The 24662-nt window shown below is 54.4% G+C and carries 25 protein-coding genes and 2 rRNA genes; 11 read left to right on the forward strand and 16 right to left on the reverse strand.

Annotated features, from left to right (window positions below; translation table 11 throughout):
• Positions 1-3: 3 nt before the first annotated feature.
• From BLR97_RS14645 to BLR97_RS14675, 7 genes are all read right to left on the reverse strand, one after another.
• Entirely contained in the window at positions 4-1269 is a 1266-nt protein-coding gene (locus tag BLR97_RS14645; protein ID WP_089707273.1) for an aminotransferase class V-fold PLP-dependent enzyme, read from the reverse strand.
• Positions 1270-1283: 14 nt separating this feature from the next.
• Complete coding sequence (sufD, locus tag BLR97_RS14650) at positions 1284-2624, reverse strand: Fe-S cluster assembly protein SufD (RefSeq protein ID WP_089707274.1); 1341 nt, start codon at positions 2622-2624, stop codon at positions 1284-1286.
• Positions 2621-3370: a Fe-S cluster assembly ATPase SufC gene (sufC, locus tag BLR97_RS14655; protein WP_089707275.1), complete on the reverse strand. Its 750-nt coding sequence runs from the start codon at positions 3368-3370 to the stop codon at positions 2621-2623. The genes sufD and sufC overlap by 4 nt, the downstream gene beginning before the upstream one ends.
• Positions 3371-3442: 72 nt before the next feature.
• Positions 3443-4885 (reverse strand): Fe-S cluster assembly protein SufB, encoded by a 1443-nt coding sequence (sufB, locus tag BLR97_RS14660; RefSeq protein WP_089707276.1) that lies wholly within the window; start codon positions 4883-4885, stop codon positions 3443-3445.
• A 79-nt stretch (positions 4886-4964) separates the two neighbouring features.
• The gene (locus tag BLR97_RS14665; RefSeq protein WP_089707277.1) at positions 4965-5429 is read right to left on the reverse strand and encodes an SUF system Fe-S cluster assembly regulator; all 465 of its coding nucleotides are present in this window, start codon (positions 5427-5429) and stop codon (positions 4965-4967) included.
• Positions 5430-5679: 250 nt separating this feature from the next.
• Positions 5680-6156: a YbhB/YbcL family Raf kinase inhibitor-like protein gene (locus BLR97_RS14670; RefSeq protein WP_089707278.1), complete on the reverse strand. Its 477-nt coding sequence runs from the start codon at positions 6154-6156 to the stop codon at positions 5680-5682.
• Positions 6157-6248: 92 nt separating this feature from the next.
• Positions 6249-6626, reverse strand: a complete 378-nt coding sequence (locus BLR97_RS14675) for a thiol-disulfide oxidoreductase DCC family protein (protein WP_089707279.1) — start codon at positions 6624-6626, stop codon at positions 6249-6251.
• Between the two features lie 82 nt (positions 6627-6708).
• Here BLR97_RS14675 and BLR97_RS14680 point away from each other — a divergent pair, with 82 nt between their 5' ends.
• Both BLR97_RS14680 and BLR97_RS14685 read left to right on the forward strand, forming a co-directional pair.
• Positions 6709-7170, forward strand: a complete 462-nt coding sequence (locus BLR97_RS14680) for a flavodoxin family protein (RefSeq protein WP_089707280.1) — start codon at positions 6709-6711, stop codon at positions 7168-7170.
• A gap of 118 nt (positions 7171-7288) precedes the next feature.
• Positions 7289-8377 (forward strand): histone deacetylase family protein, encoded by a 1089-nt coding sequence (locus tag BLR97_RS14685; protein WP_089707281.1) that lies wholly within the window; start codon positions 7289-7291, stop codon positions 8375-8377.
• 80 nt (positions 8378-8457) lie between these two features.
• Here the strand turns inward: BLR97_RS14685 and fadA are convergent, their stop codons facing one another.
• A complete protein-coding gene (gene fadA / locus BLR97_RS14690) occupies positions 8458-9636 on the reverse strand; it encodes an acetyl-CoA C-acyltransferase FadA (protein ID WP_089707282.1) in 1179 nt (392 codons plus the stop codon).
• A 24-nt stretch (positions 9637-9660) separates the two neighbouring features.
• Positions 9661-11838 (reverse strand): fatty acid oxidation complex subunit alpha FadB, encoded by a 2178-nt coding sequence (gene fadB, locus BLR97_RS14695; RefSeq protein WP_089707298.1) that lies wholly within the window; start codon positions 11836-11838, stop codon positions 9661-9663.
• Positions 11839-12049: 211 nt separating this feature from the next.
• Between fadB and BLR97_RS14700 the strand changes: the two genes are divergently transcribed.
• Together BLR97_RS14700 and slyA are read left to right on the forward strand one after the other, a co-directional pair.
• Entirely contained in the window at positions 12050-13204 is a 1155-nt protein-coding gene (locus tag BLR97_RS14700) for a DUF5924 family protein (RefSeq protein ID WP_089707283.1), read from the forward strand.
• A gap of 73 nt (positions 13205-13277) precedes the next feature.
• Entirely contained in the window at positions 13278-13730 is a 453-nt protein-coding gene (gene slyA / locus BLR97_RS14705; RefSeq protein WP_089707284.1) for a transcriptional regulator SlyA, read from the forward strand.
• On the opposite strand, the gene BLR97_RS14710 is transcribed toward slyA, so the two are convergent.
• The gene (locus BLR97_RS14710; protein WP_089707285.1) at positions 13710-14243 is read right to left on the reverse strand and encodes a preprotein translocase subunit YajC; all 534 of its coding nucleotides are present in this window, start codon (positions 14241-14243) and stop codon (positions 13710-13712) included. The two genes, slyA and BLR97_RS14710, sit on opposite strands and share 21 nt — an antisense overlap.
• 146 nt (positions 14244-14389) lie before the next feature.
• On the opposite strand from BLR97_RS14710, the gene BLR97_RS14715 reads away from it, so the two are divergent.
• Positions 14390-14842, forward strand: a complete 453-nt coding sequence (locus BLR97_RS14715) for a universal stress protein (protein ID WP_089707286.1) — start codon at positions 14390-14392, stop codon at positions 14840-14842.
• A 50-nt stretch (positions 14843-14892) separates the two neighbouring features.
• On the opposite strand, the gene BLR97_RS14720 is transcribed toward BLR97_RS14715, so the two are convergent.
• Entirely contained in the window at positions 14893-16809 is a 1917-nt protein-coding gene (locus BLR97_RS14720) for an ATP-binding cassette domain-containing protein (protein WP_089707287.1), read from the reverse strand.
• 374 nt (positions 16810-17183) lie between these two features.
• Between BLR97_RS14720 and BLR97_RS14725 the strand changes: the two genes are divergently transcribed.
• The gene (locus BLR97_RS14725; RefSeq protein WP_089707288.1) at positions 17184-18023 is read left to right on the forward strand and encodes a TatD family hydrolase; all 840 of its coding nucleotides are present in this window, start codon (positions 17184-17186) and stop codon (positions 18021-18023) included.
• Positions 18024-18048: 25 nt separating this feature from the next.
• Positions 18049-18528, forward strand: coding sequence for a hypothetical protein (locus BLR97_RS14730; protein ID WP_089707289.1), 480 nt, complete (start codon positions 18049-18051; stop codon positions 18526-18528).
• A gap of 10 nt (positions 18529-18538) precedes the next feature.
• Here the strand turns inward: BLR97_RS14730 and BLR97_RS14735 are convergent, their stop codons facing one another.
• The gene (locus BLR97_RS14735) at positions 18539-19108 is read right to left on the reverse strand and encodes an elongation factor P hydroxylase (RefSeq protein WP_089707290.1); all 570 of its coding nucleotides are present in this window, start codon (positions 19106-19108) and stop codon (positions 18539-18541) included.
• A gap of 85 nt (positions 19109-19193) precedes the next feature.
• Here BLR97_RS14735 and BLR97_RS14740 point away from each other — a divergent pair, with 85 nt between their 5' ends.
• The 3 genes from BLR97_RS14740 (at position 19194) to BLR97_RS14750 (ending at position 22436) form a co-directional block, all read left to right on the forward strand.
• Positions 19194-20633, forward strand: coding sequence for an MATE family efflux transporter (locus BLR97_RS14740; protein WP_089707291.1), 1440 nt, complete (start codon positions 19194-19196; stop codon positions 20631-20633).
• Positions 20630-21625 (forward strand): DUF3080 family protein, encoded by a 996-nt coding sequence (locus BLR97_RS14745; protein ID WP_089707292.1) that lies wholly within the window; start codon positions 20630-20632, stop codon positions 21623-21625. Before BLR97_RS14740 ends, BLR97_RS14745 begins: the two co-directional genes overlap by 4 nt.
• A gap of 115 nt (positions 21626-21740) precedes the next feature.
• Positions 21741-22436: a hypothetical protein gene (locus BLR97_RS14750; RefSeq protein ID WP_089707293.1), complete on the forward strand. Its 696-nt coding sequence runs from the start codon at positions 21741-21743 to the stop codon at positions 22434-22436.
• Positions 22437-22484: 48 nt separating this feature from the next.
• Here the strand turns inward: BLR97_RS14750 and tusA are convergent, their stop codons facing one another.
• On the reverse strand, positions 22485-22736 hold the full coding sequence (gene tusA / locus BLR97_RS14755) for a sulfurtransferase TusA (protein WP_089707294.1): 252 nt from the start codon (positions 22734-22736) through the stop codon (positions 22485-22487).
• 28 nt (positions 22737-22764) lie between these two features.
• Here tusA and BLR97_RS14760 point away from each other — a divergent pair, with 28 nt between their 5' ends.
• Positions 22765-23052: an antibiotic biosynthesis monooxygenase family protein gene (locus tag BLR97_RS14760; protein WP_089707295.1), complete on the forward strand. Its 288-nt coding sequence runs from the start codon at positions 22765-22767 to the stop codon at positions 23050-23052.
• A gap of 3 nt (positions 23053-23055) precedes the next feature.
• Here BLR97_RS14760 and rlmM read toward each other — a convergent pair whose 3' ends face one another.
• From rlmM to BLR97_RS14775, 3 genes are all read right to left on the reverse strand, one after another.
• The gene (gene rlmM, locus BLR97_RS14765) at positions 23056-24123 is read right to left on the reverse strand and encodes a 23S rRNA (cytidine(2498)-2'-O)-methyltransferase RlmM (protein ID WP_089707296.1); all 1068 of its coding nucleotides are present in this window, start codon (positions 24121-24123) and stop codon (positions 23056-23058) included.
• Positions 24124-24312: 189 nt separating this feature from the next.
• A 5S ribosomal RNA gene (gene rrf / locus BLR97_RS14770) occupies positions 24313-24428 on the reverse strand.
• Positions 24429-24559: 131 nt separating this feature from the next.
• A 23S ribosomal RNA gene (locus BLR97_RS14775) occupies positions 24560-24662 on the reverse strand; the annotation flags it as partial.

Below are 24662 nucleotides of genomic sequence, written 5' to 3' on the forward strand. Positions count from 1 at the left end.
CCCTTAACGCACCATACCAATGACACGATTTAATGCCGTCACAAAGGTGTCTACCTCGTCTAAGGTATTATACGCTGCAAATGACGCGCGACACGTTGCCTCTACCCCAAAATGGTGCAAAAGCGGCTGTGCACAATGATGGCCGGTGCGTATCGCCACACCCAACTGGTCAATCAGCAAGCCGATATCCTGAGCGTGAGCACCGTCTACAACAAATGACAGCACACCCGCTTTGTGGGGAGCGGTTCCTAAAATATGCAGACCATCCACTTGGTTCACTGCCTGGGTGGCATGATCCAGCAATACGCCTTCCCAAGCGCTTATGGCCTCAACACCCACACCTTCCATCCATTCTAAAGCGCGGCCCAAAGCAATGACTTCGGCAATGGCCGGCGTGCCGGCTTCAAATTTATGCGGGATATCGGCATAGGTCGTGCCTGCGTCGAAGGAAACGGTGTCGATCATTTCGCCACCGCCTTGCCAAGGGGGCATAGCGTCTAGCAACGCTTTTTTACCGTATAACACGCCCACGCCAGTCGGCCCGTAAACTTTATGCCCTGAGAAGGCATAGAAGTCAGCATCGATATCCTGCACGTCGACCCGCTGATGCGGCGCGGCCTGAGCGCCATCAATAAGGATTAGCGCGCCGTACTGGTGAGCCAGTGTCGCCATCTCCTTAACCGGATTAATCGTGCCCAACGCATTGGACACATGATTAACCGCGACAAGCTTAGTGCGCTCGCTTAACAACGAACGGTAGGCGACCATATCCAGCGCACCGCGCTCGTCAACGGGAATGACCTTGATGGTAAAGCCACGCTCAGCCGCCAGCAGTTGCCAAGGCACGATGTTGGAATGGTGCTCCAGCATCGAAATCAACACCTCATCACCTGGGTTTAACTGCGTACGCCCCCAACTCTGGGCCACCAGGTTAATGGCTTCTGTGGTGCCCCGCGTAAAGATGATTTGGCGGGCATCTTCCGCATTGAGAAACCCCTTAACGCGCTGGCGGGTACCTTCAAACGCGGCGGTGGCCTCATCCGCCAGAGTATGCAAACCACGGTGAATATTGGCGTTATAGCGCGAGTAATAATCGCTAAACACGTCTATCACCGACTGTGGCGTCTGACTGGTGGCCGCGTTATCTAAATAAATCAGTGGCTTGCCATGCACTTCCCGGCGAAGCACCGGGAATTCACTGCGCAGTGCGGCCAGATCATAGCGTGCATTGTCACGCTTTAAAGGCGTCTCAGTCGCGGTATGGGGCATCGATGGCTCCTTGATTAGTCGTTGAGCGCAACCGCAGCTTCTACCAACCCGGCTAGGTTAAAACGTTCTGGCAATTTACCGGCGACGGCGAGCTCAACACGTTCCGCCACGGCGTCAAGGGCAACTTGATCCAGCACCTCACCGGCAAACGCCAAGGTTAGCAAGCCGCGGGCAGTTGCTTCGTCAATCCCCCGAGTACGTAGCGCATAGACGGCTTCTTCGTCGAGCTGACCGGTGGTCGTGCCGTGTGAGCATTTAACATCATCTGCATAGATCTCGAGCTCAGGCTTGGCATCGATGTGAGCGCGGTCGGAAAGCAACAGGTTCTGATTACTCTGGAAGCCTTCTATCTTCTGGCTGTCGCGTTTGACGTACACCTTGCCGTTAAATACGCCATGGGCACGGTCATCCAGGATGCCCTTGTAGTTCTCATTAGAGAACGTCAGCGGCGCATTATGATTGACCTTGGTGTGATTATCGACATGCTGGCGACCCTGGCCGAAGAACAGCCCGAGGAAATTGGTTTCTGCGCCCTGGCCATTCAAATCACTGATCAAGTCGTTACGCACCAGTGCACCGCCCAGATTCAGGTTGTAGGAGCTATACCGGGTGTCGCGGCTTTGCTCTACGTGAATACTGGCCACGTGCATATCGCCTAGCGGTGCTTCCTGAAGCTTGTAATGGTTCAGAATCGCACCACGATCAAGCATCAACTCAGCCACCACGTTGGTGAAATTCGTGGCATCGGTTTCGCCAGCATAGTGCTCAATCAGCGTCGCTTCGCTGCGTCCGCCCGCCTCTACCAGAATACGCGGATGGCTCATCACTGGCGTACCCGCACGGGAAAGAAACTGCAGTAGGATTGGCTTTTCAACCACAGTACCCGGTGCGATTCGCACCACGGCACCTTCTTCCATAAACGCCGTGTTAAGCGCCGCGAAGGCAGAGAAATCAACACTTGTTAGACGCCCTAACGGCCCACCGACAGCTTCGTGATTGTCGATTAGCGCTTTGGAGAGCGGCAGTACCTGCACGCTATCGGGCAGTGCGTCCAGATCGGAAAGTGCTGATGAAAACACACCGTCAACAAACGTCAGCCGGTAAGCATCCAGGGGTAGCGTCAATGCGGCTGCCTGAGCCTGGGAGAACTCAGCGCTTTCCGCCAGGGCAAAATTGCCCTGGGCAATAGAGCGAACATCGGTATATTTCCACTCTTCATCACGGCGCGTGGGAAAGCCAATGGCCTCGAAGCGTGCCGCGCCAGCCTGACGGCGAGCGGCAATCCAGGTCGGCTCAGCTTCGCACTGTTGGCTACGCGCGTTCAGCGTGTCCAAGAACGTTTGCGTGTCGCTCATGCCGCAGACTCCTCAATGCCTTCGTACCCGTTTGCTTCCAACTCTTTAGCAAGCTCTGCATCGCCGGTTTTGACAATGCGCCCGTCTACCAGCACGTGAACCTTGTCCGGTACGATGTAATCGAGCAGGCGCTGGTAGTGAGTGACCAGCAGAATCGCGCGATCTTCGGCGCGCAGGCTGTTGACCCCGTCGGCAACGACTTTCATGGCGTCAATATCAAGCCCCGAGTCAATCTCATCGAGCATGGCAAGCTTCGGTTGAAGCACCAGCATTTGCAAAATTTCGTTGCGTTTTTTCTCGCCGCCAGAAAAGCCTTCGTTGACCGCACGCTGCAGAAAGCTGGCATCCATTTTCATCAGGCCAAGCTTCTCTTTCACCAGCTTCATGAATTCAGGGGCCGGCAGCTCGTCTTCACCACGCGCGGCGCGCTGGGCGTTGAGAGCTGCTTTAAGCAGGTAAATGTTTTTAACCCCGGGTATTTCAACCGGGTACTGGAAACCTAGTAGCAGACCCGCCTGAGCGCGCTCTTCAATTTCCATTTCCAGCACGTCCTGACCTTTGAAGGTAATGCTGCCCTGGGTGACTTCGTAGCCGTCCTTCCCGGCGATGACCGCCGACAGCGTAGACTTGCCCGCGCCGTTTGGGCCCATCAGCGCGTGGACTTCGCCTGCATTGATCGTCAGGGAAAGGCCTTTAAGAATTTCCGTGCCTTCAACGGTGACGTGTAAATCGTTAACTTCCAACATAATAATAACCCTTCAAATGCTTACCGATCGCTTATGCGACGCTCATAAAAATTGTCTAGTGCCGTAGCGCGCTTAGCCTACCGCGCCTTCCAATGTCACGTTGAGGAGCGCTTCAGCCTCAACCGCAAACTCCATCGGCAACTCTTGGAAGACATCCTTACAGAAGCCGTTAACGATCATGCTGACCGCGTCTTCCTCGGTGATACCCCGGCTCTGGCAGTAGAACAGCTGGTCTTCACCAATTTTGGAGGTCGTCGCCTCGTGTTCAACCTTGGCGGTGCTGTTGCCGATTTCCTGGTACGGGAAAGTATGCGCACCTGACTTGTCACCAATCAGCAGCGAGTCGCACTGGGTAAAGTTACGGGCCCCTTTGGCGCGCGGGCCGATTTTCACCAAACCGCGGTAGGACTGATCGCTCTTACCGGCAGAGATACCTTTGGCCACGATATAGGAGCGGGTACCTTCCCCAATGTGGATCATCTTGGTGCCGGTATCAGCCTGCTGGCGGCCGTTAGTCACGGCGACAGAATAGAACTCGCCGATACTGTCTTTACCGCGCAGCACGCAGGACGGGTATTTCCAGGTAATCGCTGACCCGGTTTCAACCTGAGTCCAACTGATACGCGAACGCGCGCCGCGGCACTCGCCACGCTTGGTCACGAAGTTGTAAATGCCGCCCTTGCCATCTTCATCACCCGGGTACCAGTTCTGTACCGTGGAATACTTGATATAGGCATCGTCTAATGCGACAAGCTCTACCACCGCCGCGTGCAGCTGGTTTTCGTCGCGCATTGGCGCTGTACAGCCTTCCAAATATGAGACCTGGGCGCGGCTTTCGCAGATGATCAGCGTACGCTCAAATTGGCCGGTGTTGGCGGCATTGATACGGAAGTAGGTCGACAGCTCCATCGGGCAGGTCACGCCTTCCGGCACGAAGACAAAAGACCCATCGGTAAACACAGCAGAGTTCAACGCCGCAAAATAGTTATCATTTTGTGGCACCACGGTTCCCAAGTACTGTTTAACCAGTTCTGGGTAATCACGGATCGCTTCGGAGATCGAGCAGAAAATAACCCCCGCTTCGGCCAACTGCTTTTTAAACGTCGTGGCAACGGAGACGGAGTCAAATACCGCATCGACCGCCACACCCGCAAGCGCCGCCCGCTCATGTAACGGAATACCCAGTTTTTCGTAGGTTTCCAGTAGCTTGGGATCGACTTCGTCGAGGCTCTGAGGACGATCTTCCGGACGCTTAGGAGCACTGAAATAGGAAATCGACTGGTAGTCAATCGGCGGATAGTTCAGATGCGCCCAGGATGGCTCTTTCATCTTCTGCCACTGACGAAAAGCCTCCAAGCGCCACTCCAGCATCCACTCCGGCTCGCCTTTTTTATTGGATATAAAGGCGATGGTGTTTTCGTCCAGGCCAGGTGGCAGGGTGTCGCTTTCGATATCTGTTACAAAGCCTTCTTTGTAATCGCGACGAACCAACTGTTCCATTTCTTCGGTTGCCATGGTCATACCCTCCGGGCAGTTGGGTGGCGAGGTTAGCTCGCCGTCAATAGAAGATAAGTGCCTATATCGGTCATGCCAGTCATGCGGTGACGGCCGATAGACTTATACTTTGAATAGGTAGCTGTACGGGTAGCTTGATCGGTGTGGTATCAGCCAAATGCGCAAGCGTCACGCTTTCCAGCAGCGTTCGAATTGCAAGGGATACCCGCTGCCAATTGTCCGCCACACCACAGGTCGCAACGAGTTCGCAGTCACCTTCTGCTTGGCTGCATTCGGTCATTGCCACAGGCCCTTCAATCGCTGAAATGATATCAGCCGCCGTGATGTGGGAGGCGGGCCTCGCGAGGCGATAGCCGCCTTGAGCACCACGCTGTGACGTTAGCAGATCTGCTTTCACCAGCATTTTGAGCGTTTTGCTCACTGTGGGATGCGGCAACTGCACGGCCTCTGCTAGATCAGCAGCGGCATGCGATGCCTGTGGCTGACGGGCAATTTGCGCCATCACCACGGCGGCATAGTCTGTCAGCCGAGAAAGCTTAAGCATGTCGACTCCCGTTAGCCGTTGCATTTGGCCTATCCGTTTAATTGGGGACCATTTTAGTCCTGTATAAATTTGATGTGAAGCCCTTCTGCAAAATCCTTATCAAATTGCGTAATTTCGTGGCACGTTCGCGGCTGTTTCCATCAAAAAAGGCAATCATTATCATTTAATAAAGCTATTACGGCTCAACCAAAAAAGCCTGCGAAGGATTTCGCAGGCTTTTGATCAAATTGATGAGCAGAGCTAGGGCACGTTAGTTGCGCTGGTAGGTGCCTACCAAACGGTTCATCCCCAGCAGGTTCGGTTCAACTTCACGTAGTAGCTCGGCAAGGGTTAGCCCTTCGGGCAAAGACGTTTGATGATCCAACGCCAGCACCCAGAAGTAGTAAAGATGCTGACCGTGCCCTTCTGGCGGCATTGGGCCGCCGTAACCCTGCTTACCGAAATCGTTGGCGCCCACGGTGCCTAGCGAGGTATTTTCGCTCAGTTCATTGAGATCCCCCGGCAGGTTATACAACACCCAGTGGACAAACCCGTAGGTGCCTTCTTTTACCAGCGGCGCATCGGGGTCATGACAGATCACGGCAAAGCCTTTAGTGCCTTCCGGCGCGCCCTGCCATGCTAGCGCTGGCGAGACGTCTTCGTGTTCAGCGGTATGCTTATCAGGAATGGCCTGATGATTGTCAAAGGCGCTACTGGTGACGTGCATTGAGGATAGGGCAAACGCCATGGGGTTCTCCTTAATCATCCAATGAATGAAGGTGTGCCGAAAGCCTTGACGAAAAGCGCAACGCTGTCAATGCGACCTCGCGTCAGTGTGTTTTATTGGGATGGCCAGCGGCCCTCACGCTTCAAGCGTTGCGCCACCCAGTGATCGTAGTAACGACGCAGTGCGGGTTTAATCCCCGGCAGGCCCACTAACCATGCCACGGGATACAATATTGGTATACGCTGCATGAGCAACCGGTAGGCATCGATACCTTCAATCATACGCCCGTCACTGCACTCGATGTGCAGCGAACGCAGAGCAGCTTCAGGGGATATCCCCTTGTCACGCAATTGCTGTTGATGTTCGGTCACATCGAGCCATTCAATATCCGTTGCGCGTTTGCCTGCCCAACGCTCAAAGCGTCGCCGATCCTTGCGGCAGCCAGGACAAATCGCATCGTAGTACACATTGATCGTGGTATTCGTCGGCATATAGGCTCTCGTCAGTAGACTATTGGCTAGTGTGGCACCTCATGTCGACGACGCAAACCGTTACTCCCACAGGCTATCTATCATGAAACAACTGCTGATTGTCGCCCATGCGCCCTCGACCAATACCCGAGCACTCAGCGAGGCTGCTTACCGGGGAGCGACGCACGACGAGATTGAAAACGTTAGCTGCGTCGTCAAAACACCTTTCGAGGCCGGACCAGACGATGTGTTGGCCTGCGATGGCATCTTGTTAGGCACCACAGAAAATCTGGGGTATATGAGCGGTGCGCTCAAAGACTTCTTCGACCGCAGCTACTACGGCGTACTCGAAGAAAAACAAGGCCTGCCTTGCGCGCTTTATATTCGCGCGGGGCTAGATGGAACCGGCACGCAGCGAGCGGTTGAGGGCATTGTGACCGGGCTGCGCTGGCGCTGGATCCAGGCCCCGCTCATCCTGCACGGCGATTGGCAAGATAATTTTGTGACACAAGTGGAAGAGCTAGGGCTGTATTTAGCGGTGAGTATGGATAATGGCATTGTATAACGTCGCCAACCCTGCCTTACTATAAGAAAGCATGCCGCGCCTGTCGTGTCATACAAGTACCTGTTAACACCGCGCGTGAGCTTGCTATTAGCCAACGCATATATTTCAGGTAGCCATTATGCACAAGGTCATCGCTTTTTATGACGATCGTGTTCTTGCTCACGAACCTAATATCGAGGCGGATTTTTTACCGGATCGTATTGATAAACGCATTCGCCACCTGCTTGCGGGCCTGCCAGTGCCGTGGAAATACCCGGAACATCCTGGGCGGCTAAAAGCGATTCAACAATTGCTTAACAAAGCACCGATCGAAGGACTTGTCATCGAGGGCGGCCAAGCCGCGACGCACGAACAGCTAGCCCGGGTACACACCACATCCTATTTAAGCGATATTTTTAGCTTAAGAGGCAAAAATGCCTGGCTGGATGTGGATACCACCGCCGTTTCGCCAGGCAGCATTGACGCCGCCGAAGTCGCCGCCGGCACCGCTATTGCGGCTGTAGAAGCGGTCATGGAAAAACGCACCAAGAGCGCGTTTGCCCTCGTGCGACCACCCGGCCACCATGCAGAACCCGTGCGCGCGCGGGGTTTTTGTTTGTTTAACAATGTGGCGGTAGCGGCGGCCCATGCACGCAGCGCCCTGGGCTGCGAAAGAGTTCTAATCATCGATTGGGACGCCCACCACGGCAACGGCACACAAGATATCTTTTGGGCCGAACCCGACGTGATGTTTTTTGATATACACCGCGCAGCCCCTTTTTACCCAGGCTCGGGCCACCTGGAAGAAGTCGGTGCCGGGCTCGCCGAAGGCACTACCGTCAACGTGCCGCTTCCCGCCGGTGCTGGGGATGAAGCCTACCTCAAGGCGTTTCATGACATCCTGGCGCCGGCAACCGAATGGTTCAAACCCGATATCATCCTCGTTTCCGCCGGGTTTGATCCGCACTGGCACGATCTGGCACTCAACGTTTCCTACGAGGGGTTTGGCGCCTTGACCGGTTTTTTACAGCAGCTGGCGGAAAAGCACTGCGACGGCCGTCTGGTCTTTGTGCTGGAAGGCGGCTATAACCTCGAATCGCTGGCCAACGGCACGCGCGCCGTGCTTTCCGTCCTCGCCGGTCAGACGATTCCCGTCCCCGACAGCTGCGGCGTTGCAGAGGTTGAGGCGGCGGCCCATTTCCATCGCAGCGCATTTCAAAGCGAATAAACGACTTTTCAAAATAACGTGGCACGTAATAAAAACGGCACCCCGAGAGGTGCCGTTTTACTGTCTTGCTCAAGCCACGATTACTTAAGCCGTTCAAACACCGTGGCAACCCCCTGCCCCATGCCGATACACATGGTGGCGAGACCGAGGGTGGTGTCGCGCTGCTGCATGACGTTAAGCAGCGTTGTACAGATGCGCGATCCGGAACAGCCTAGAGGGTGGCCCAGCGCAATGGCGCCGCCGTGAAGATTGACCTTCTCGTCCATTGCATCCAGGAAGCCAAGGTCTTTCAGGACGGGAATCCCCTGAGCGGCAAAGGCTTCATTGAGCTCGACGGTTTGAATATCCGCCGCGGACAGGCCTGCCGCTTTCAGTGCCTTTTTAGAAGCAGGCACCGGGCCGTAACCCATGATCGACGCATCGCACCCGGCAACGCCGGTCGACAGCACTTTGGCGATGGGCTCAAGCCCTAGCGCCTGGGCACGCTCGTAGCTCATTACAGCCATCGCTGAGGCCCCTACTGACAGCGCAGAGGATGTTCCTGCGGTAACGGTTCCATTGCGCGGATCAAACACCGGCTTAAGGTTGCCCATCGACTCCAGGCTCGCGTCAGGGCGAATCACTTCGTCGTTTTGAACCATCACTTTAAAGCCGCGCTGGTCGTGACCTTCAACGCCGATGATTTCGTTGTCAAAGTAGCCTTTTTCCATGGCAGCTTGCGCGCGCTGATGCGAGCGTACGCCAAATTTGTCCTGGTCTTCGCGAGATACGCCGTGCATTTTACCCAGCAACTCCGCGGTTAGGCCCATCATCATGGCGGCTTTCGCGGCGTGCTTGCTGGCCGCAGGGTTGACGTCAACCCCGTGGGTCATCGGCACGTGTTCCATGTGCTCGACGCCGCCGATGATGTAGAAATCCCCCATACCGGCTTTGATGTTGGCCGATGCGATATGCAGCGCACTCATGGAAGAGCCGCACAGGCGGTTAACGGTTTGCGCCGGCACCGAACGAGGAATGCCGGTCATGATGGCGGCGTTGCGCGCAATGTTCATGGACTGTTCAAGTGTCTGGTTCACACAGCCCCAAATCACGTCATCGACTTCTGAGGCGTCCAGGTTGGCGTTGCGCTGAAACAGTGCCTGCATAGCGGCCGCTGATAGATTTTCTGCGCGAACGTTACGAAACGCGCCGTTTTTTGCTTTTGCCATGGCGGTGCGTACGGCGTCTACCACCACGATATCTCTCGGATTCAAACTCATCATAATACTCCTGTACGTGGTGACTTAGGCCTGAGCGCCGGCAGCGTAGAAAAGCTCGTTCTGTTCAGCCATTTGGCGCAGTTTCTCGGTTGGCGCGTAAAGCGGTCCCAGTTCCTCTGCCAAACCTTCAGCCAGTTTGACAAACTCGGCCACGCCCATGGCGTCGATGTAACGCAGCGCACCACCACGGAATGGCGGAAAACCAATGCCGTAAATAAGCGCCATATCGGCTTCGGCGGGTGTCGCGACGATACCGTCTTCCAGGCAGCGCACGGTTTCTAAGCACAGTGGCACCATCATGCGGGCAATGATGTCGTCGTCGGAAAATTCTTTGTGCTCTTTGACTACGTCTTTGACTAAGGCGTAAGCCGCATCATCGGTGACTTTCTTCGGCTTACCCTTTTTGTCCTCTTCGTAAGCGTAAAAACCCTTGTCGTTCTTTTGGCCTAAGCGCTCATTGTCGTACATGACCTGGATGGCGGTTTTGCCATCCCGCGCCATCCGGTCGGGGAAACCTTCGGCCATAACGTCATTGGCGTGAACCGCCGTGTCCATGCCGACGACGTCCAGCAGGTACGCGGGTCCCATCGGCCAGCCAAATTTCTCCATGACCTTATCAACGTGCTGGAAGTCAGCACCCTGCTCAACCAGGAAGCTGAAACCGCCGAAATAAGGGAACAATACACGGTTAACCAAGAACCCTGGGCAGTCGTTAACCACGATGGGGGTTTTGCCCATGGCACGCGCGTAGGCCACCGTGGCGGCAACCGCAGCATCCGAGGTTTTTTCACCGCGGATCACTTCCACCAGCGGCATACGGTGCACCGGGTTAAAGAAGTGCATACCGCAGAAGTTTTCCGGACGCTTAAGATTTTGCGCCAAGCGATTGATCGAAATCGTCGACGTATTGGAGGTCAAAATGGTGTTTTCGCTTACCAAGCCTTCAACTTCGGTGAGCACCGCGTCTTTGACTTTCGGGTTTTCGACCACCGCCTCGACAACTAAATCGACGTTGCCGAAATCACCATAGGACAGCGTTGGTCGAATATTGGTCAGCTTTTCGGCCATCTGCTCGGTGGTCAGCTTTTTACGCTCGACCTGTTTGGCAAACAGCTTACGCGCCTCTTTCAGGCCCAGCTCAATGGCGTCGTCTTTGATGTCTTTCATCAAGATTGGCGTGCCTTTCGAGGCGCTTTGGTAGGCGATACCGCCGCCCATAATGCCGGCACCCAGCACGGCGGTTTGATTAACCGGCTGCGCCTGCTTTTCGTACTTGCTGCCTTTCTTCTTGACCAACTGGTCGTTCATGAACAGACCGACCAGATTAAACGCCACGCTGCTCAGCGCCAGCTTGGCAAAGGCCTTTGCCTCAATCGCTTGAGCACGGCTACGGGTTTCACCCGCGCCTTTTTGAATGACTTTAATCGCTTCAACCGGCGCAGGATAATGCGGCCCCGCTTTGCCCGCCACATAGCCTTTGGCGGTTTCAAACGCCATCATCTGCTCGATAGCATTGAGCTTAAGCGGGCCGGTTTTTTCTTCGCGGCGCGCCGGGTAATCAAGCTCGCCGGTGTTGGCACGGTCGAGGATATCCAGCGCGGCGTCTAGAAGAAGCTCATGGGCAACAACCGCGTCCACTGCCCCCATATTGAGCGCGGCATCTGCACGATTTTCAGTACCGCCCGCAATCCATTCAATCGCGTTGTCGGCGCCGATCAGCCGCGGCAGGCGCACACAGCCACCCCAGCCGGGCAAAATGCCTAGCTTGGTTTCCGGCAGGCCAATCTTGGCCTTTTCGCTCATCACGCGGAAATCGGTGGTCAGCAGCACTTCACAGCCACCGCCCAGCGCCAGCCCGTTAATGGCCGTTACCGTCGGGAAAGGCAGATCTTCAATGGCATTGAAAATATCGTGTACCTTGAGGTTCATTTCCACTAGGTACTCTTCGCCTTTATCGAACAGGCTGTGGAACTCGGTAATATCAGCACCCACGATGAAGGCGTCTTTGGCGCTGCCAATCACCAAGCCCTGCAAATCGCTCTCGGCCTGCAGCGCTTTTACCGCGTCCCCTAATTCGGAGACGACGGCGCTGGACAGTTTATTGACGGACTCGTCTTTCAAATCGAAAGTGAGCATTGCGATATTATGGCCACCTTGGGTGTCACGACGCTCCACCGTGATGGCATTGCCTTGATAGATCATCCGCGCTCTCTCCACAAGTTCGGGCTGGCCCATGCGATTGAACCCGCCGCGCATTTCATACGGTCGTTTGATTGCGTTAGCTTGGTTGAGTTACCCAAGAACGTCAAGCCCATACTTTCGGCTAATTTCATTCACTTCTTCGACCAGAGCTCCCCGCTATGCGTTCAGGCTGATAGGATCATGGCTCTTTGACCACCTGGGTTTCTTTGTTATGAGCACGCTGCTGACACAGGCGCGCATCGCCGCGTTGCAGTCGTTCGTTGAGCGACTTGTTGTTCGTTTAAAACCCTGGAGTTGGCTTTGGCCGCCATTGGCGTTTGCGGCTGGCTTAAGTAGCTTCTTTCTGGTCGACCGTCAGCAATGGCTAGGCGCGGCATTGGCGTTGGGGTTGCTATTTGCCTGGGTATTATTGCTATCAGAAAGTTTACTGGGTCGCTGGCTTGCCCGTCGCGGGTATCCCACCCTACCCAAAGGTATTGCCGCGTTTATCGCCCAAATGATCCACCAGGAAACGTTATTTTTCACCCTGCCGTTTATTTTAATCACCACCGTTTGGAACAGTGGCCAAAGCCTGTTCGCGCTATGTGTAATTGGTATGGCCGCCTTGTCTATCATCGACCCACTTTATTACCAAATGGCCGGGCGCTGGCGTAGTGTCTACTTCATTTTTCATGCAATGTGCGTGTTTTTGGTGGTGCTTGTCACCCTGCCCATCATGCTCCACCTCACCACCGGACAAAGCTTACTCTTGGCGATTGTCGTAACGATTTTCGTGGCGCTACCCAGTGTTTGGCACCTATTGAAACAGAGCTCCATTATGGGCTGGCTGATGTTGTTAACACTGCTGGCCTTGCTGGCGGGTGTCGCCTGGATCGGCCGCGCCTGGGTGCCACCGGCAAGCCTGTGGATGACAGGTAGCGCACTCTCGCCGGCACTCAATATTCAACAGCGAGAGCCCCGCGGCTCCAGCGCATTAACGCCTCAGGCGATCACCGATAAGGGGCTGTATGTTTACACGGCCATTCGGGCGCCACGTGGTTTGAGTGAAACGATTTCCCATGTGTGGCATCACAACGGTGAGCTTTTGGACGTTGTCGACTTAGACATAGACGGCGGACGGGAACAGGGCTACCGGGCATGGAGCCATAAGCAAAACTTCCCCGAGGATCCTAGCGGTCGCTGGCGCGTTGATATTATGACCGATAGCGGCCAGCGACTAGGTCTGATCCGGTTTACCGTTAGCGACGACCCCGAACAGGCGACGTTAGCCGACAGTCGAATCCGTCCAGCTGGCTTGAGCAAGTTGAATCTTCAGCGCTTTATCCCCGGTCGTGATCGCGATGCTGAGCCAAACGACGCGGAATAATGATCGTACCTTGCATTCAGCGCTTGAGATTATGACAATTCATTTATTCACTTTGACTGGTAACTAGCTGATCATGGCATCATCAATTGGTTTTCGCATTGCTCGCCTTCCCCACCTGTGGCGTTCGATATTGGATCGGCGTCTGGCCCCACTAGGCCTTACGCAAACGCGCTGGGTAACGCTTTACCACCTCTGGCGACTCGGCGACGGCCAAGCCCAATGCGACCTGGCCCGTGCGATAGGCGTTGAGGCCCCCTCGTTGGTGCGAACGCTTAGCCAGCTGGAAGCTCAGGGATTGGTAGAGCGCCGCGCCTGCGATAGTGACCGCCGCAGCAAGCGTATTCACCTTACCGCCGACGCGATGCCACTGCTTGAACAGATCGACAGTGTGGCTAAAGAGGCCCGTAAGGAAATGTTTGAAGGCCTTTCTGAAGCTGATTTAGAGCAGCTAGGCGAATGGCTAGAGCGCATTGAACAAAACGGCTTGGCGATTCAAACACGCGACTCACAAAGTGCGACTTCCTGAAAGGGGTGGTTCTTGGGGTAAGCGATCGGCCTGCCCCGACAGCTGGTCGCGCAGTTGATTAAAATCGGCTAAATACGTATCAAAACGCGCCGCATTTTGAGACTCCCACCACCACAGCGTCAGTGAATTGGGCGTCGACTCTAGCACCAGGGCATCCAAGGGCAGGCGTTCAAGCAAGGCGTTAAGCGGTTCCACTGCGCTCGCGGGTATCGGCCTTAACGGCGCGATACGCCAACGCCAACCGGCGTAATACGGCTCAAGCGCCTTGCTGGCATATTGGTCGCGCACCAGTACAAAATCAGGCCCGGGCTGCTGCTTAGGATAGTGCCAGCGGTAAGCGGGCATGGTGCCGCGAAACTGGTGCAGCGGCGGCTTTTCTTCCTTCACCGTCACCCCTTTATGGATAACATGCTGACGCATCGCCATGGTTCTTTTTTGGCGTGGGCTGGGTTTTAGCCACATCACCGGGGCTAAAACAAACAGCATGATGAATATAATAATTAACCATTCCATTTCCACATTTCCTTCAAACTGAGCCACACTTAATAGAGAAGCAGATAAAAAACCATGATCTAGGTCGTTGTTAAGAGAGGGCACGCCACTTAAAGTAGAGAACATACGACTGAGAAAGCGCTTGTTACTCACTAAGGAGATACGCCATGAGCTATCACCATATTTTGGTTGCCGTCGACTTGACCAAAGATTCTCATAAAATTCTTGAACGCGCCGTTGCCATTTCAGAACGCAATGAACGCGCTAAAATTTCCATCATGCATACGCTTGAGCCTCTCGGCTTCGCCTACGGCGGCGATATTCCAATGGATTTGACCAGCATTCAGGATCAGTTGGACGACCATGCAAAAAAGCGATTGGCCGAAATTGCCGCCCCCCACGTTGCCGAGGCAGATCAACATGTGGTGGTGGGAATGCCGGATACTGAAATCCATCGCTTTGCCGAGGAACATGATGTCGACTTGATTGTGGTCGGCTCGCATGGCCGGCACGGCTTCGCGCTACTGCTTGGCTCCACCTCGACCGGCGTACTACACGGCGCACAATGCGACGTACTGGCGGTACGCGTGGGCAAGAAAGGCGAAAATAGCGAAGAATAGCACGCGAGATTATTGAAGGTGCCAACGGATTGGCACCTTCAATACATTATTTATTCGCCGTTGGCCTTGGCTTCAAGCGCCATCCAGCGCTGCATAGCCGCCTCCAAGGCTTCCTGAGCGTGCTCTAAGGCTTGCAGTTTAGCAGTTACAGTGCTGGCTTCCTGCTGATAGAACGTCGGATCCCCGGCTTCTTTCTCCAACGCTTCCACGTCGTTTTCAAGTCGCTCTATCTCAGCAGGCAACCCATCCAGTTCACGCTGTAACTTGTAAGAAAGCTTTACCGGCTTATTCGACGATGTAGCCGGTGTGTCTTGCTTTTCCTGCGGCGCTTTTGACGTTGGCTCGGTGTTTTGCCTGGCGGCGCCCTCCCAAGGAGCAGGGGGTAACTTGCCACCCTGGCGTATCCAGTCAGTGTAGCCGCCCACGTATTCGCGCACGACACCTTCACCTTCAAACGCGAGCATACTGGTCACCACGTTATCCATAAAGGTACGGTCGTGTGATACCAGCAGCAGCGTGCCCTCGAAGTTCAACAGCAACTCTTCAAGCAGCTCCAAGGTTTCCATATCCAAGTCATTGGTCGGCTCGTCAAGCACCAACACATTGGCTGGCTGGGTAAACAGCTTGGCCAACAGCAGTCGATTGGACTCGCCCCCTGACAGAGCTCTCACGGGCTGGCGAACGCGGTCAGGCGTGAACAGGAAATCCTGTAGATAGCTCATCACGTGACGATCTTTGCCCCCCACGCTGACGCGGTCGCTACCCTGCGCCACGTTGTCGTAAACGGTTTTGTTTAGTTCAAGCCCTGCGCGCAGCTGGTCAAAGTACGCCACTTGCAGATTGGTGCCTAACTGAACGGTGCCTTCGGTGGGTTCAAGCTCACCTAGCAGGATTTTCAACAGCGTTGTTTTGCCTGCGCCGTTACGCCCCAGAAAACCAATCCGGTCGCCACGCATGACTTCCAGGTTAAGATCGCGGATAACGGCGGCATCCCCAAACCGATGAGTGACGCCTTTTAGCTTAACGACACGTTTACCCGTGCGCTCGCCGCTATCCACGGATAAATTGGCGGTGCCCTGACGCTCGCGTCGCTGGCTACGCTCATTACGCATCGCCTCAAGCTCTCTCACCCGGCCTTCGTTACGCGTGCGTCGCGCTTTAATCCCTTGGCGAATCCAGACTTCTTCCTGGGCCAGCTTTTTATCAAACTCGGCGTTTTCCCGCGCTTCGACTTCCAGCTCGTGCTGTTTACGCGCCTGGTACTCGGCGTAATTGCCAGGATAATGCCCCAGCTTACCACGATCTAATTCCAGAATATTGGTGGCGAGTTTAGACAGAAATGCCCGGTCGTGGGTAATCAGCAATACCGCGCCATTAAAGGCAAGTAGCTGCTCTTCCAGCCAGGCGATGGTGTCCAAGTCCAGGTGGTTGGTCGGCTCATCAAGGAGCAACAGGTCAGGTTCGGCGACCAGCGCACGGGCCAACGCCACGCGACGCCGCCAGCCACCGGAGAGCGCGCTCATTTCGGCTTCGGGAGGCAACCCCAAGCGGGTAAGCACAACGTCGATGCGCTGATGGAATGACCAGCCATCAATCGCCTCCAGGCGCGTTTGCAGGGTCGCCATTCGATTCATGTCCGGGTCAGGATCATTAATCAAATGATGGTATTCGGAAAGTAACTCCCCCGCCTCTGGCAGCCCTTGGGCGACCATATCAAAGATCGTCATACCGGAGGATTCGGGCAGTTCCTGGGCTAACACACCAATTTTTAAGCCAGGCGCCCGCCAGATCGAACCGTCATCCGCTTGAATATCGCCTGCTACCAGTTTCAGCAGGGTGGACTTACCGGTGCCATTGCGCCCGACCAGCGCCAACCGCTCGCCTCTCTCAACCGTGAGATCGGCGCGGTCGAGCAATACTTGGGTGCCATAGGCTAGTTGCAGCTGTTCGAGTCGTAACAGGGTCACGCAGTGTCCTCCTTCGTAATAAGTCGCACAGTGTAACGCATGCGCGCATACGAAGGGCAACGTTCGATCCCTAGGAATATCTAGATTTTGCTGCGGCTCGCTCGCCCCACTTATCGTCGGTCACCCCAGTCACCGCCACTTCCGCAATGCGGTTTCACGCCCTGAGCCGTTAACGCATAGACAAGTTGATACACGCGCTCCAGGAATCGGTGATAGACGTGGCGGGTAAAATTTACGGCGTGTCTGAGGACATAAACACACCTTTAAACTTGTTTTTATAACGATTAAATCGTTTTAGCAGCCCGCGATTAATAGAGCAATGCCCGCGCAGACCGTTACAATGGCGCTTTACGTTTTTCGATGGGGAGTGACCTTTGGCTACCGCTTACGTAGATGAATTTTTACCCGATGCATTGCAGTTCCGCCCAAGCACTCCGTTGGTCGATATCGGTGCAAACCTAACGCATGAGAGTTTCGGGCGAGACCTTGAAGCGGTCATTCAGCGGGCCCAAGCGGCGCAGGTGACCACCATGATCGTCACCGGCACCGATATTGAGCACGCTTCGCAAGCCGTTTCACTGGCACAGCGTTATCCAGGTCTCTATGCCACCGCCGGGATACATCCCCACGATGCGAGCCAGTGGAACAACGATATTGCAGAACAGATGGCCGCCCTGCATGCTGCGCCGGAAGTCGTCGCCGTCGGCGAATGCGGGCTTGATTTCAATCGCAATTTCTCGACGCCCCAGCAACAAGAGCAGGCCTTTGAAGCACAGCTCGCCCTGGCGGCTGAAAGCGGCTTACCGCTGTTTATTCATGAGCGCGACGCCGGCCAACGCATGCGCGAGATGCTGCATGCGTGGCGGGACGACATTAGCCAGGCCGTGGTGCATTGTTTTACCGCTGACCGGGATACGCTATTTGGCTATCTCGATCTAGACTTGCATATAGGCTTAACAGGCTGGATTTGTGACGAACGGCGCGGCCAGCATTTGCGCCCGCTGGTGCGTGAGATTCCGCTTGACCGGCTGATGGTAGAAACCGATTGCCCTTACCTGCTACCGCGTAATCTGCCTACGAAATTAAAAGGACGCCGACACGAACCGGCCCTGCTACCTTGGATTGTGAGGGAGCTTGCCGAATGCCGAGGTATTAGCGAAGCGGAAATGGGGGCAGCAACCACTCAGACCGCCCAGCAATTTTTCCGCCTCTAAACAGAACATTAAAAGGAGTTATCGCGTGACCGAATACCCAGGATTTATTGCCATTGAGACGGGCGAAGATAATGGCTTGCCACTGGCTATTGCCTGGTCCCTGTCAGACGGACGTATCAAGCAAACATTGATTCAACCAGACGATAGCTGGATCGATGAGGATACCAACGTGATGGGCGCATATAGCATTGAGGAGCTGGAAAGCCTGGGTGTGAGCCCGCTGGATGTGATTCGCGAGCTGGAAAACGATCACTTCTCAGAAACACTCTACACCAGCGACAATGGCGATGATGAAGCGGCGCTTGCGCGCCTGTTTGATACCTACGGGCTCGACCCGTTTGTTGAGCTTGCCCCCGCCACGGTGCTTTATGAGCAGATTAGCGCCAGTGACTGGCATCGCTTGCGTGGTGACACCTTCAGCGACTTGGGGCTTGAGCCAATGCGCCCCGAACACGAAATTGAGGTAATGCTGTCGCTGCACCAACAGCTAACCGAGCCCGTTTAACCTCTGGGCCTCAAGCGTGGCTAAACAATGCCGCTTTGCCATGTTCAATAGCCGTTGCAAGAGGCGCGTGATGACGATAGTAGCGCGTCAACGCACAATAAAAGGCGTTGGCGCGTATTGGCAGCCCCGTTTCCCTGTAGTGCTCCGCCCGTTCAATCACTTTTTTGGCAAAGGCTTCCCGATCAACCGCCGCATCGCCCCCCAGATTGTCGACGCTGACATTAAATTCACGACCACACGCCTGAGCAAACAAAGATTCCAAGGCTTGCGGCGCGATTTCTGCCCGTTCAAATGCCTGCTGCTGCTCAGCATTCCGACCGTCGGGCAAATACCAGTAACCATAATCTTCTTGTTGGCGACGCTCAGCCCCGGCGATACACCAGTGGCTAACTTCGTGCAGAGCACTGGCAAAAAAACCGTGGGCAAAAATAATTTGATGGTAAGGCGTTCGATCATCGGCAGGCCGATACAGTGGCTCGTCGTCCCCTCTTACCAACCGGGTGTGATAGCGCTCGGCAAAAACACCATCAAATAGTCCTATAACGTCTTCAAGTGTCCATCGTTGTTGCGTGTTACTCACATTAGCCTCTTCAACATCACTATTTTAAACAGTATACCTGCTAACCTAGCGTGCTTTGAGGGCCATATTGTTCAGGAGTTAACGAGTGGGTCGTGTGATTGATAAATACAGCACTGTCTACTGGCTTGAAACGCGTCAACTTATCCGTCTGGCCCTCCCTATCTGCGGTGCGCAGCTCGCCCAGGCGGGCATGAGTGTCGTCGACGTCATGATGACGGGTCGCCATAATGCCACCTCTTTGGCAGCAGTGTCGGTCGGCTCCAGTTTGTGGATGCCGTTAATGTTGTTTATGACGGGCACACTCATGGGACTAACGCCGATCGTTGCCCACTTATTGGGCGCGCAACGTCTTAACGCCATTCGCCCAGCCGTTCATCAGGCCTTATGGGTAGCCGTTGCGCTGGGAGTGCTAGCCGCACTGCTCCTTTGGGTAACCGTGCTACCCATCTTTGAGTTAATGGAAGTCCCGACACAGGTCGCACACGCCTCTGCGGCGTATCTCGCGGCCGTGGCGTTCGGCATGCCGGGCATTGCTGTCTTTCAAGCATTAAGAGCTTTTTCGGACGGCATGAATCATACCCGCCCGGCTTTGTGGATCAGTTTAGTCGGTTTGGGATTCAATATACCGGCTAACTATTTGCTGATTTATGGCGGCGATGGTTTAACCAGCCTGCTAGGGTCGTGGCTACCCAACGGGTTACAGCAACTTCCCGCCCTGGGCGCACTGGGGTGTGGTATCGCCACCGCGCTATCAATGTGGATCATGGCCATCGCGATGGCCATTTACACGCACCGTACTCGCCGTTATCAAGGCATCGTGTTATGGCAAAGTTTGGCACTCCCCAAGTGGAGCGGCATTCGAGAATTGCTGGTTATCGGTGTCCCCATCGGGGTGGCGATTTTCGTTGAGGTCACCTTATTCACGCTGATCGCGTTATTTATTGCCAGTTTTGGCGAAGTCACCGTTGGCGCTCACCAAGTCGCACTGAGTTATACGACCATCCTATTTATGCTGCCTTTGTCACTTAGCATGGCGCTGACCGTGCGGGTCGGCAACACCCTCGGTCAACAACGCATGCGCCATGCGCGTGGTGTCGCCTGGAATGGTATTGGGATTAGCGTCATGGTTGCCGCGCTTAACAGCCTATTACTGTGGGTAACGGCAGCCCCGGTGATTGCTCTGTATACCTCCAATCAGGCGATACAGTCTCTGGCGCTTTCGATCATCGCCTTAGCGGCTATTTTTCAACTTTCCGATTCGCTGCAGGTGAACTTGGCGGGCGCGCTTCGTGGTTATAAAGATACCCGTATTGTCATGCTGATTACGGTACTTTCTTACTGGCTGGTTGGCTTGGGAGGAGGCCACTGGTTAGGCTCACGCGGCTTAGGCAACGTCGCAGGCCCATTGGGCGTTCATGGCTATTGGATCGGCTTAATTGCCGGCTTAAGCACCGCTGCCTTACTGTTGGCTTGGCGTCTACACACGATTAGCCGGCGTCTAATCAGCAATCAGGAATCTCCATGAAACGTTATTGTTGGGTATTGGCTCAGTCGCTATTGCCATTAACGCTATTAGGCTGCGGTGACCCACACCAGGCCGAAGAGCCATGGGAGACTTATTTCCAACAGCTAGAAAGCGCGCTCGCCGATGGGGCTATTGAGTCGACGTCACCGCCTAACATTGGCGCATTCCCCTCTCGCGAAGCACGCTTGTTCGATATCGACGAAACGCGGCATTCGCTGCTAAACGTCTATGCACTGCGCGAATGCAATATCACCTCCTTAGTGGCCGCGCGCAACAATCAACTGGGTAAAGTGGCGCCGCCTAGCCAGCAATGGCTTTATGAACGAACGCTGTGGCAACGTTTAACGCTTTGCTGGACGAGCGATGTGCCGGAGGAGCTAAGCTCAGACGATCGCGCACGACTGCGACGGTTAACTGACGTCAAAACGGCTCAACTGCCCTATGTCAGTTGGAATGCTATTTTTGACTCCGATGAATGGATCGATAGTTTTGCGCGGGCTAGCCACCCTCTGAAAGTCGACGCCATGCCGGATATTGCGTCTCAGCTAAACGCGGTGCACTACTTACAGCAAATGGTCGAGCATCAATTCAGCCTTGCCTGGCAGCAAGATTCGTCAACTCTGGAGCAGCACCTCAACACGTTACGATCGCGTCCATTAACCGCCGAAATGCTGCGCACGCTTATGCTCGCATCTCAGCGCCTTAACGACGCTAGCGAGTATTTAAACCAGCATTCCTCGTCTGACGAAACATGCCTCCCCAAGTGGAATCAGCATTCGTTAGCCACATTATCTGATTCAGCCGAACGTTGGTTAACCACGGTCAATCGTTTAATTACTCAGCAACCCATTGAAACGCCTGATGCGCTTCAAGCTTACCGTTCAAGGTGGCTGTCTCTTGAAGCGTCAAACGCCCCCTGGCAGCAATTTCAAACAGCCAAAAATACGCACAAACGCGCTAGATCGCAGTTTCCTGATTGCGAGCCTCATTAAAACAAAGTTTTCCGCTTAACCTTCAGGCCAACCTGTGCTATTGGTGAAGTATGCGGCGAGCAAATGCGTATCTGTTTCGCCAATGTCGTGGCCACGCAGCATTAGGAGGGACGTTATGGGCGCACCCCTTTCACCCCGCTCTGCCCAGGTCATCGACCTGGATTCTGTGCGTCAGCGCCATCAGGCGCGTAAGACGCTTATTCGTCTAGCGCCAGAGCTGGATGGATTGGAAATGGTGTATCAGTTGGCGTCGAGTCCAGGCACCTACTACGGAATGCCTTTGCTTGCTTGGGGGCTTAGGGAAGACGACCACGTGGTTGGGCTAGTACCTTGGATGGAGCAACTAGCCGACTGTCACACCCTTCACAATCACGAAAACGGTCATTTTATTGGCTACCGTGACCCTGAAACAGAAGAAATTTTCGATGCTCCGCCGGATCATAAAGTCGACGAACTCGTCTCTTCTGCTGACTATTTTGAATACGAACCCTCTGGCGAAGTAACGCTCATTCAGCAATTACCCGATACATTAGGCACCCATGCGCTATGCATGAATCGGCCCGAAAGCCCTTGGCACATGAAGCCGGTTTTCGGCTGGCGGCTATACAGCGATGGTAGCGTTGACGCACTGCTCGCCGATGAAGATAAAGCCAAAATGACGCCTATCTTATTGGGGGATGATTGCTTGTACAGCGCTAAGTCTAGGCACCAAAGCGTTTACTTTTTTCAGCGCCACATTGCCAATCGCATTTTAGAAGAAGACCCAGCGACACTCGACGCACTTGCCATGGTCGTTTTGCCGCAGGGTTGATGAGACACACGGGTTATCGATTAAATCGATCAACACACTTAACGCTGCCTAGCCTAAGCGTATAAAGTACCAGTATTGGTCTGAGTGTGAGTCTTGTTGGATCAACTCATGGCCTAAGAACTGGCAAAATTTAGGCACGTCTCGAGTCGTGGCTGGGTCTGTAGCAATGACCTTAAGTACATCACCAGACGCCATATCGCGTACCTTATTGTGCATTAGCATAATCGGCTCGGGACAATAAAGACCGCTTGTATCCAGCAGCGCATCATGGTGCGGCGCATCCTTTGTAATGTCAGACATCGATATCCTCAGAGCTGAGACTTAATTTATGATCAAAGTCATCATTGAACGGCGTATTATGCCCGGACTTGAAGAAGAGTATGAACAAGCCGCCCGGGAAACCATGCGTGTTTGTTTAGGCGCTCGCGGCTTTATCGGCGGCGAAAGTCTTGTGGAACTTGGTCATACTGACCGTCGTTTAATGATTACCAAGTGGAGCAATGTACGCGCCTGGAACGAATGGCACCATAGTGAAGCACGAACCACGGCAATGCAGCGAATTTTACCACTCCTAACAGAAGACGAAACAATCCGACTCTATGAAGCCAGCCACTAGGCTTCAATGTTTAAGCCTTACATGCACCGTTACCTCTTCGCGATCATGGTAGAGGTGGCGGCATGCAATTTCTGCCGATACGTTGGCTTTAGATAATGCAGTCTCCAGTGAAGCTAAACAGCGGGAGACTTCTTCCCAGCGTTTTTTCATAGGCAACTTAAGGTTAAAAATAGCTTCTGTGCACCACTTCCGCGTTAACCAACGTTCAACCATCGCCAGTACACGCACTGGCTTATCAACGATATCACAGACCAGCCAGTCCAAGCGCTGAGGCGGCTCCCAAATAAAGCCATCTTCTTTTAAGTGATCAATTTGCCCCGTTCGCATCAACTCTGAATCCATAGGGCCGTTGTCGATTGCATAAACGTACATGCCCCGCTGAACGAGTTGCCATGTCCAGCCACCCGGCGCCGCCCCCAAATCGGCCGCTTGCATTGTATCCGCTAGGCGTTCGTCCCACTGATCACGAGGTATAAACTCGTGCCACGCCTCTTCTAGTTTAAGCGTTGAGCGGCTAGGCGCACGCGAAGGAGAACGAAGACGCCGAATACCGTTCACCAGTTCACTTCTATTATCTGGAAAACTCATTCCTAGCTGGACTTTATCACCATCTGTCCAGAAAATGTGCAGCCGCCGCGCACCTGCTTTGCGCCTAAGCGCGCCGCGTTTTTTCAGCGTATTTTGCAATGGCTTTGTGAGCGCTTTAATCAATCCTGCCAGGGCTTTTCCATCGTTGGTATCCGGTGTTTCATGCCAGATATCTTCAAAGCTCCACCCGCTGGCCTTTATCTGTTTAATAATGGCCGACACACGGTCGTCTCGTGACAGTGTGAGCGCCGGGAGTGCAGCAAGGCTCTGTCTCGCAAAAATAAGTTTATGAAAGGCTGCCTGGCGATGCAGGTCGTTAATGGGCTCTCCATCCAAGCGCATCAGTGTCACCCAACCCTCACCCAACGATGACTCACAGGGCACACCCAGTTGTTTCGCATGATGCTGCATCTCCGCGAGCGCATCATTTTCAAAACCCGGGCGACAGTAAACTAACCACGACGTGGGGACTATCTCTGTCACTTAGACCTTCCTATCCAACCGTTTAAATATGCCTGAAAAGATATCCGGCTTAACTAGGCTCCATCATAACATCCCTATCGCCCAACCCTGCTGCTTCCCAAAAAAGTGGGGCATGGAAAGCCCCCTTGTTTTTCTTCCACGCAAAAAAATCCCCCAAGGCATAAGCCCTGGGGGATTTTTGGTATAGGTGCCTGACGATGACCTACTCTCGCATGGGGAGACCCCACACTACCATCGGCGCTAAGCGGTTTCACTGCTGAGTTCGGCAAGGGATCAGGTGGTTCACGCTCGCTATGGTCGTCAGGCGTAACTTTAAATGGATATCATGCTGTGTTTTGTGTGCGTCTCTTACCAAGCCCTGTGTCTTAAACAGTCGGCTCAGTGCGCGTATCCGGTTTGTTTCGTTATCATCACGACCAGACCCCTTGGGTGTTATAGGGTCAAGCCTCACGGGCCATTAGTACACGTTAGCTCAACGCCTTGCAGCGCTTCCACACCGTGCCTATCAACCAGCTGGTCTCGCTGGGCCCTTCAGGAGG

Origin of the sequence: Vreelandella arcis, from assembly GCF_900103865.1 — a bacterium.
GTDB lineage: Bacteria > Pseudomonadota > Gammaproteobacteria > Pseudomonadales > Halomonadaceae > Vreelandella > Vreelandella arcis.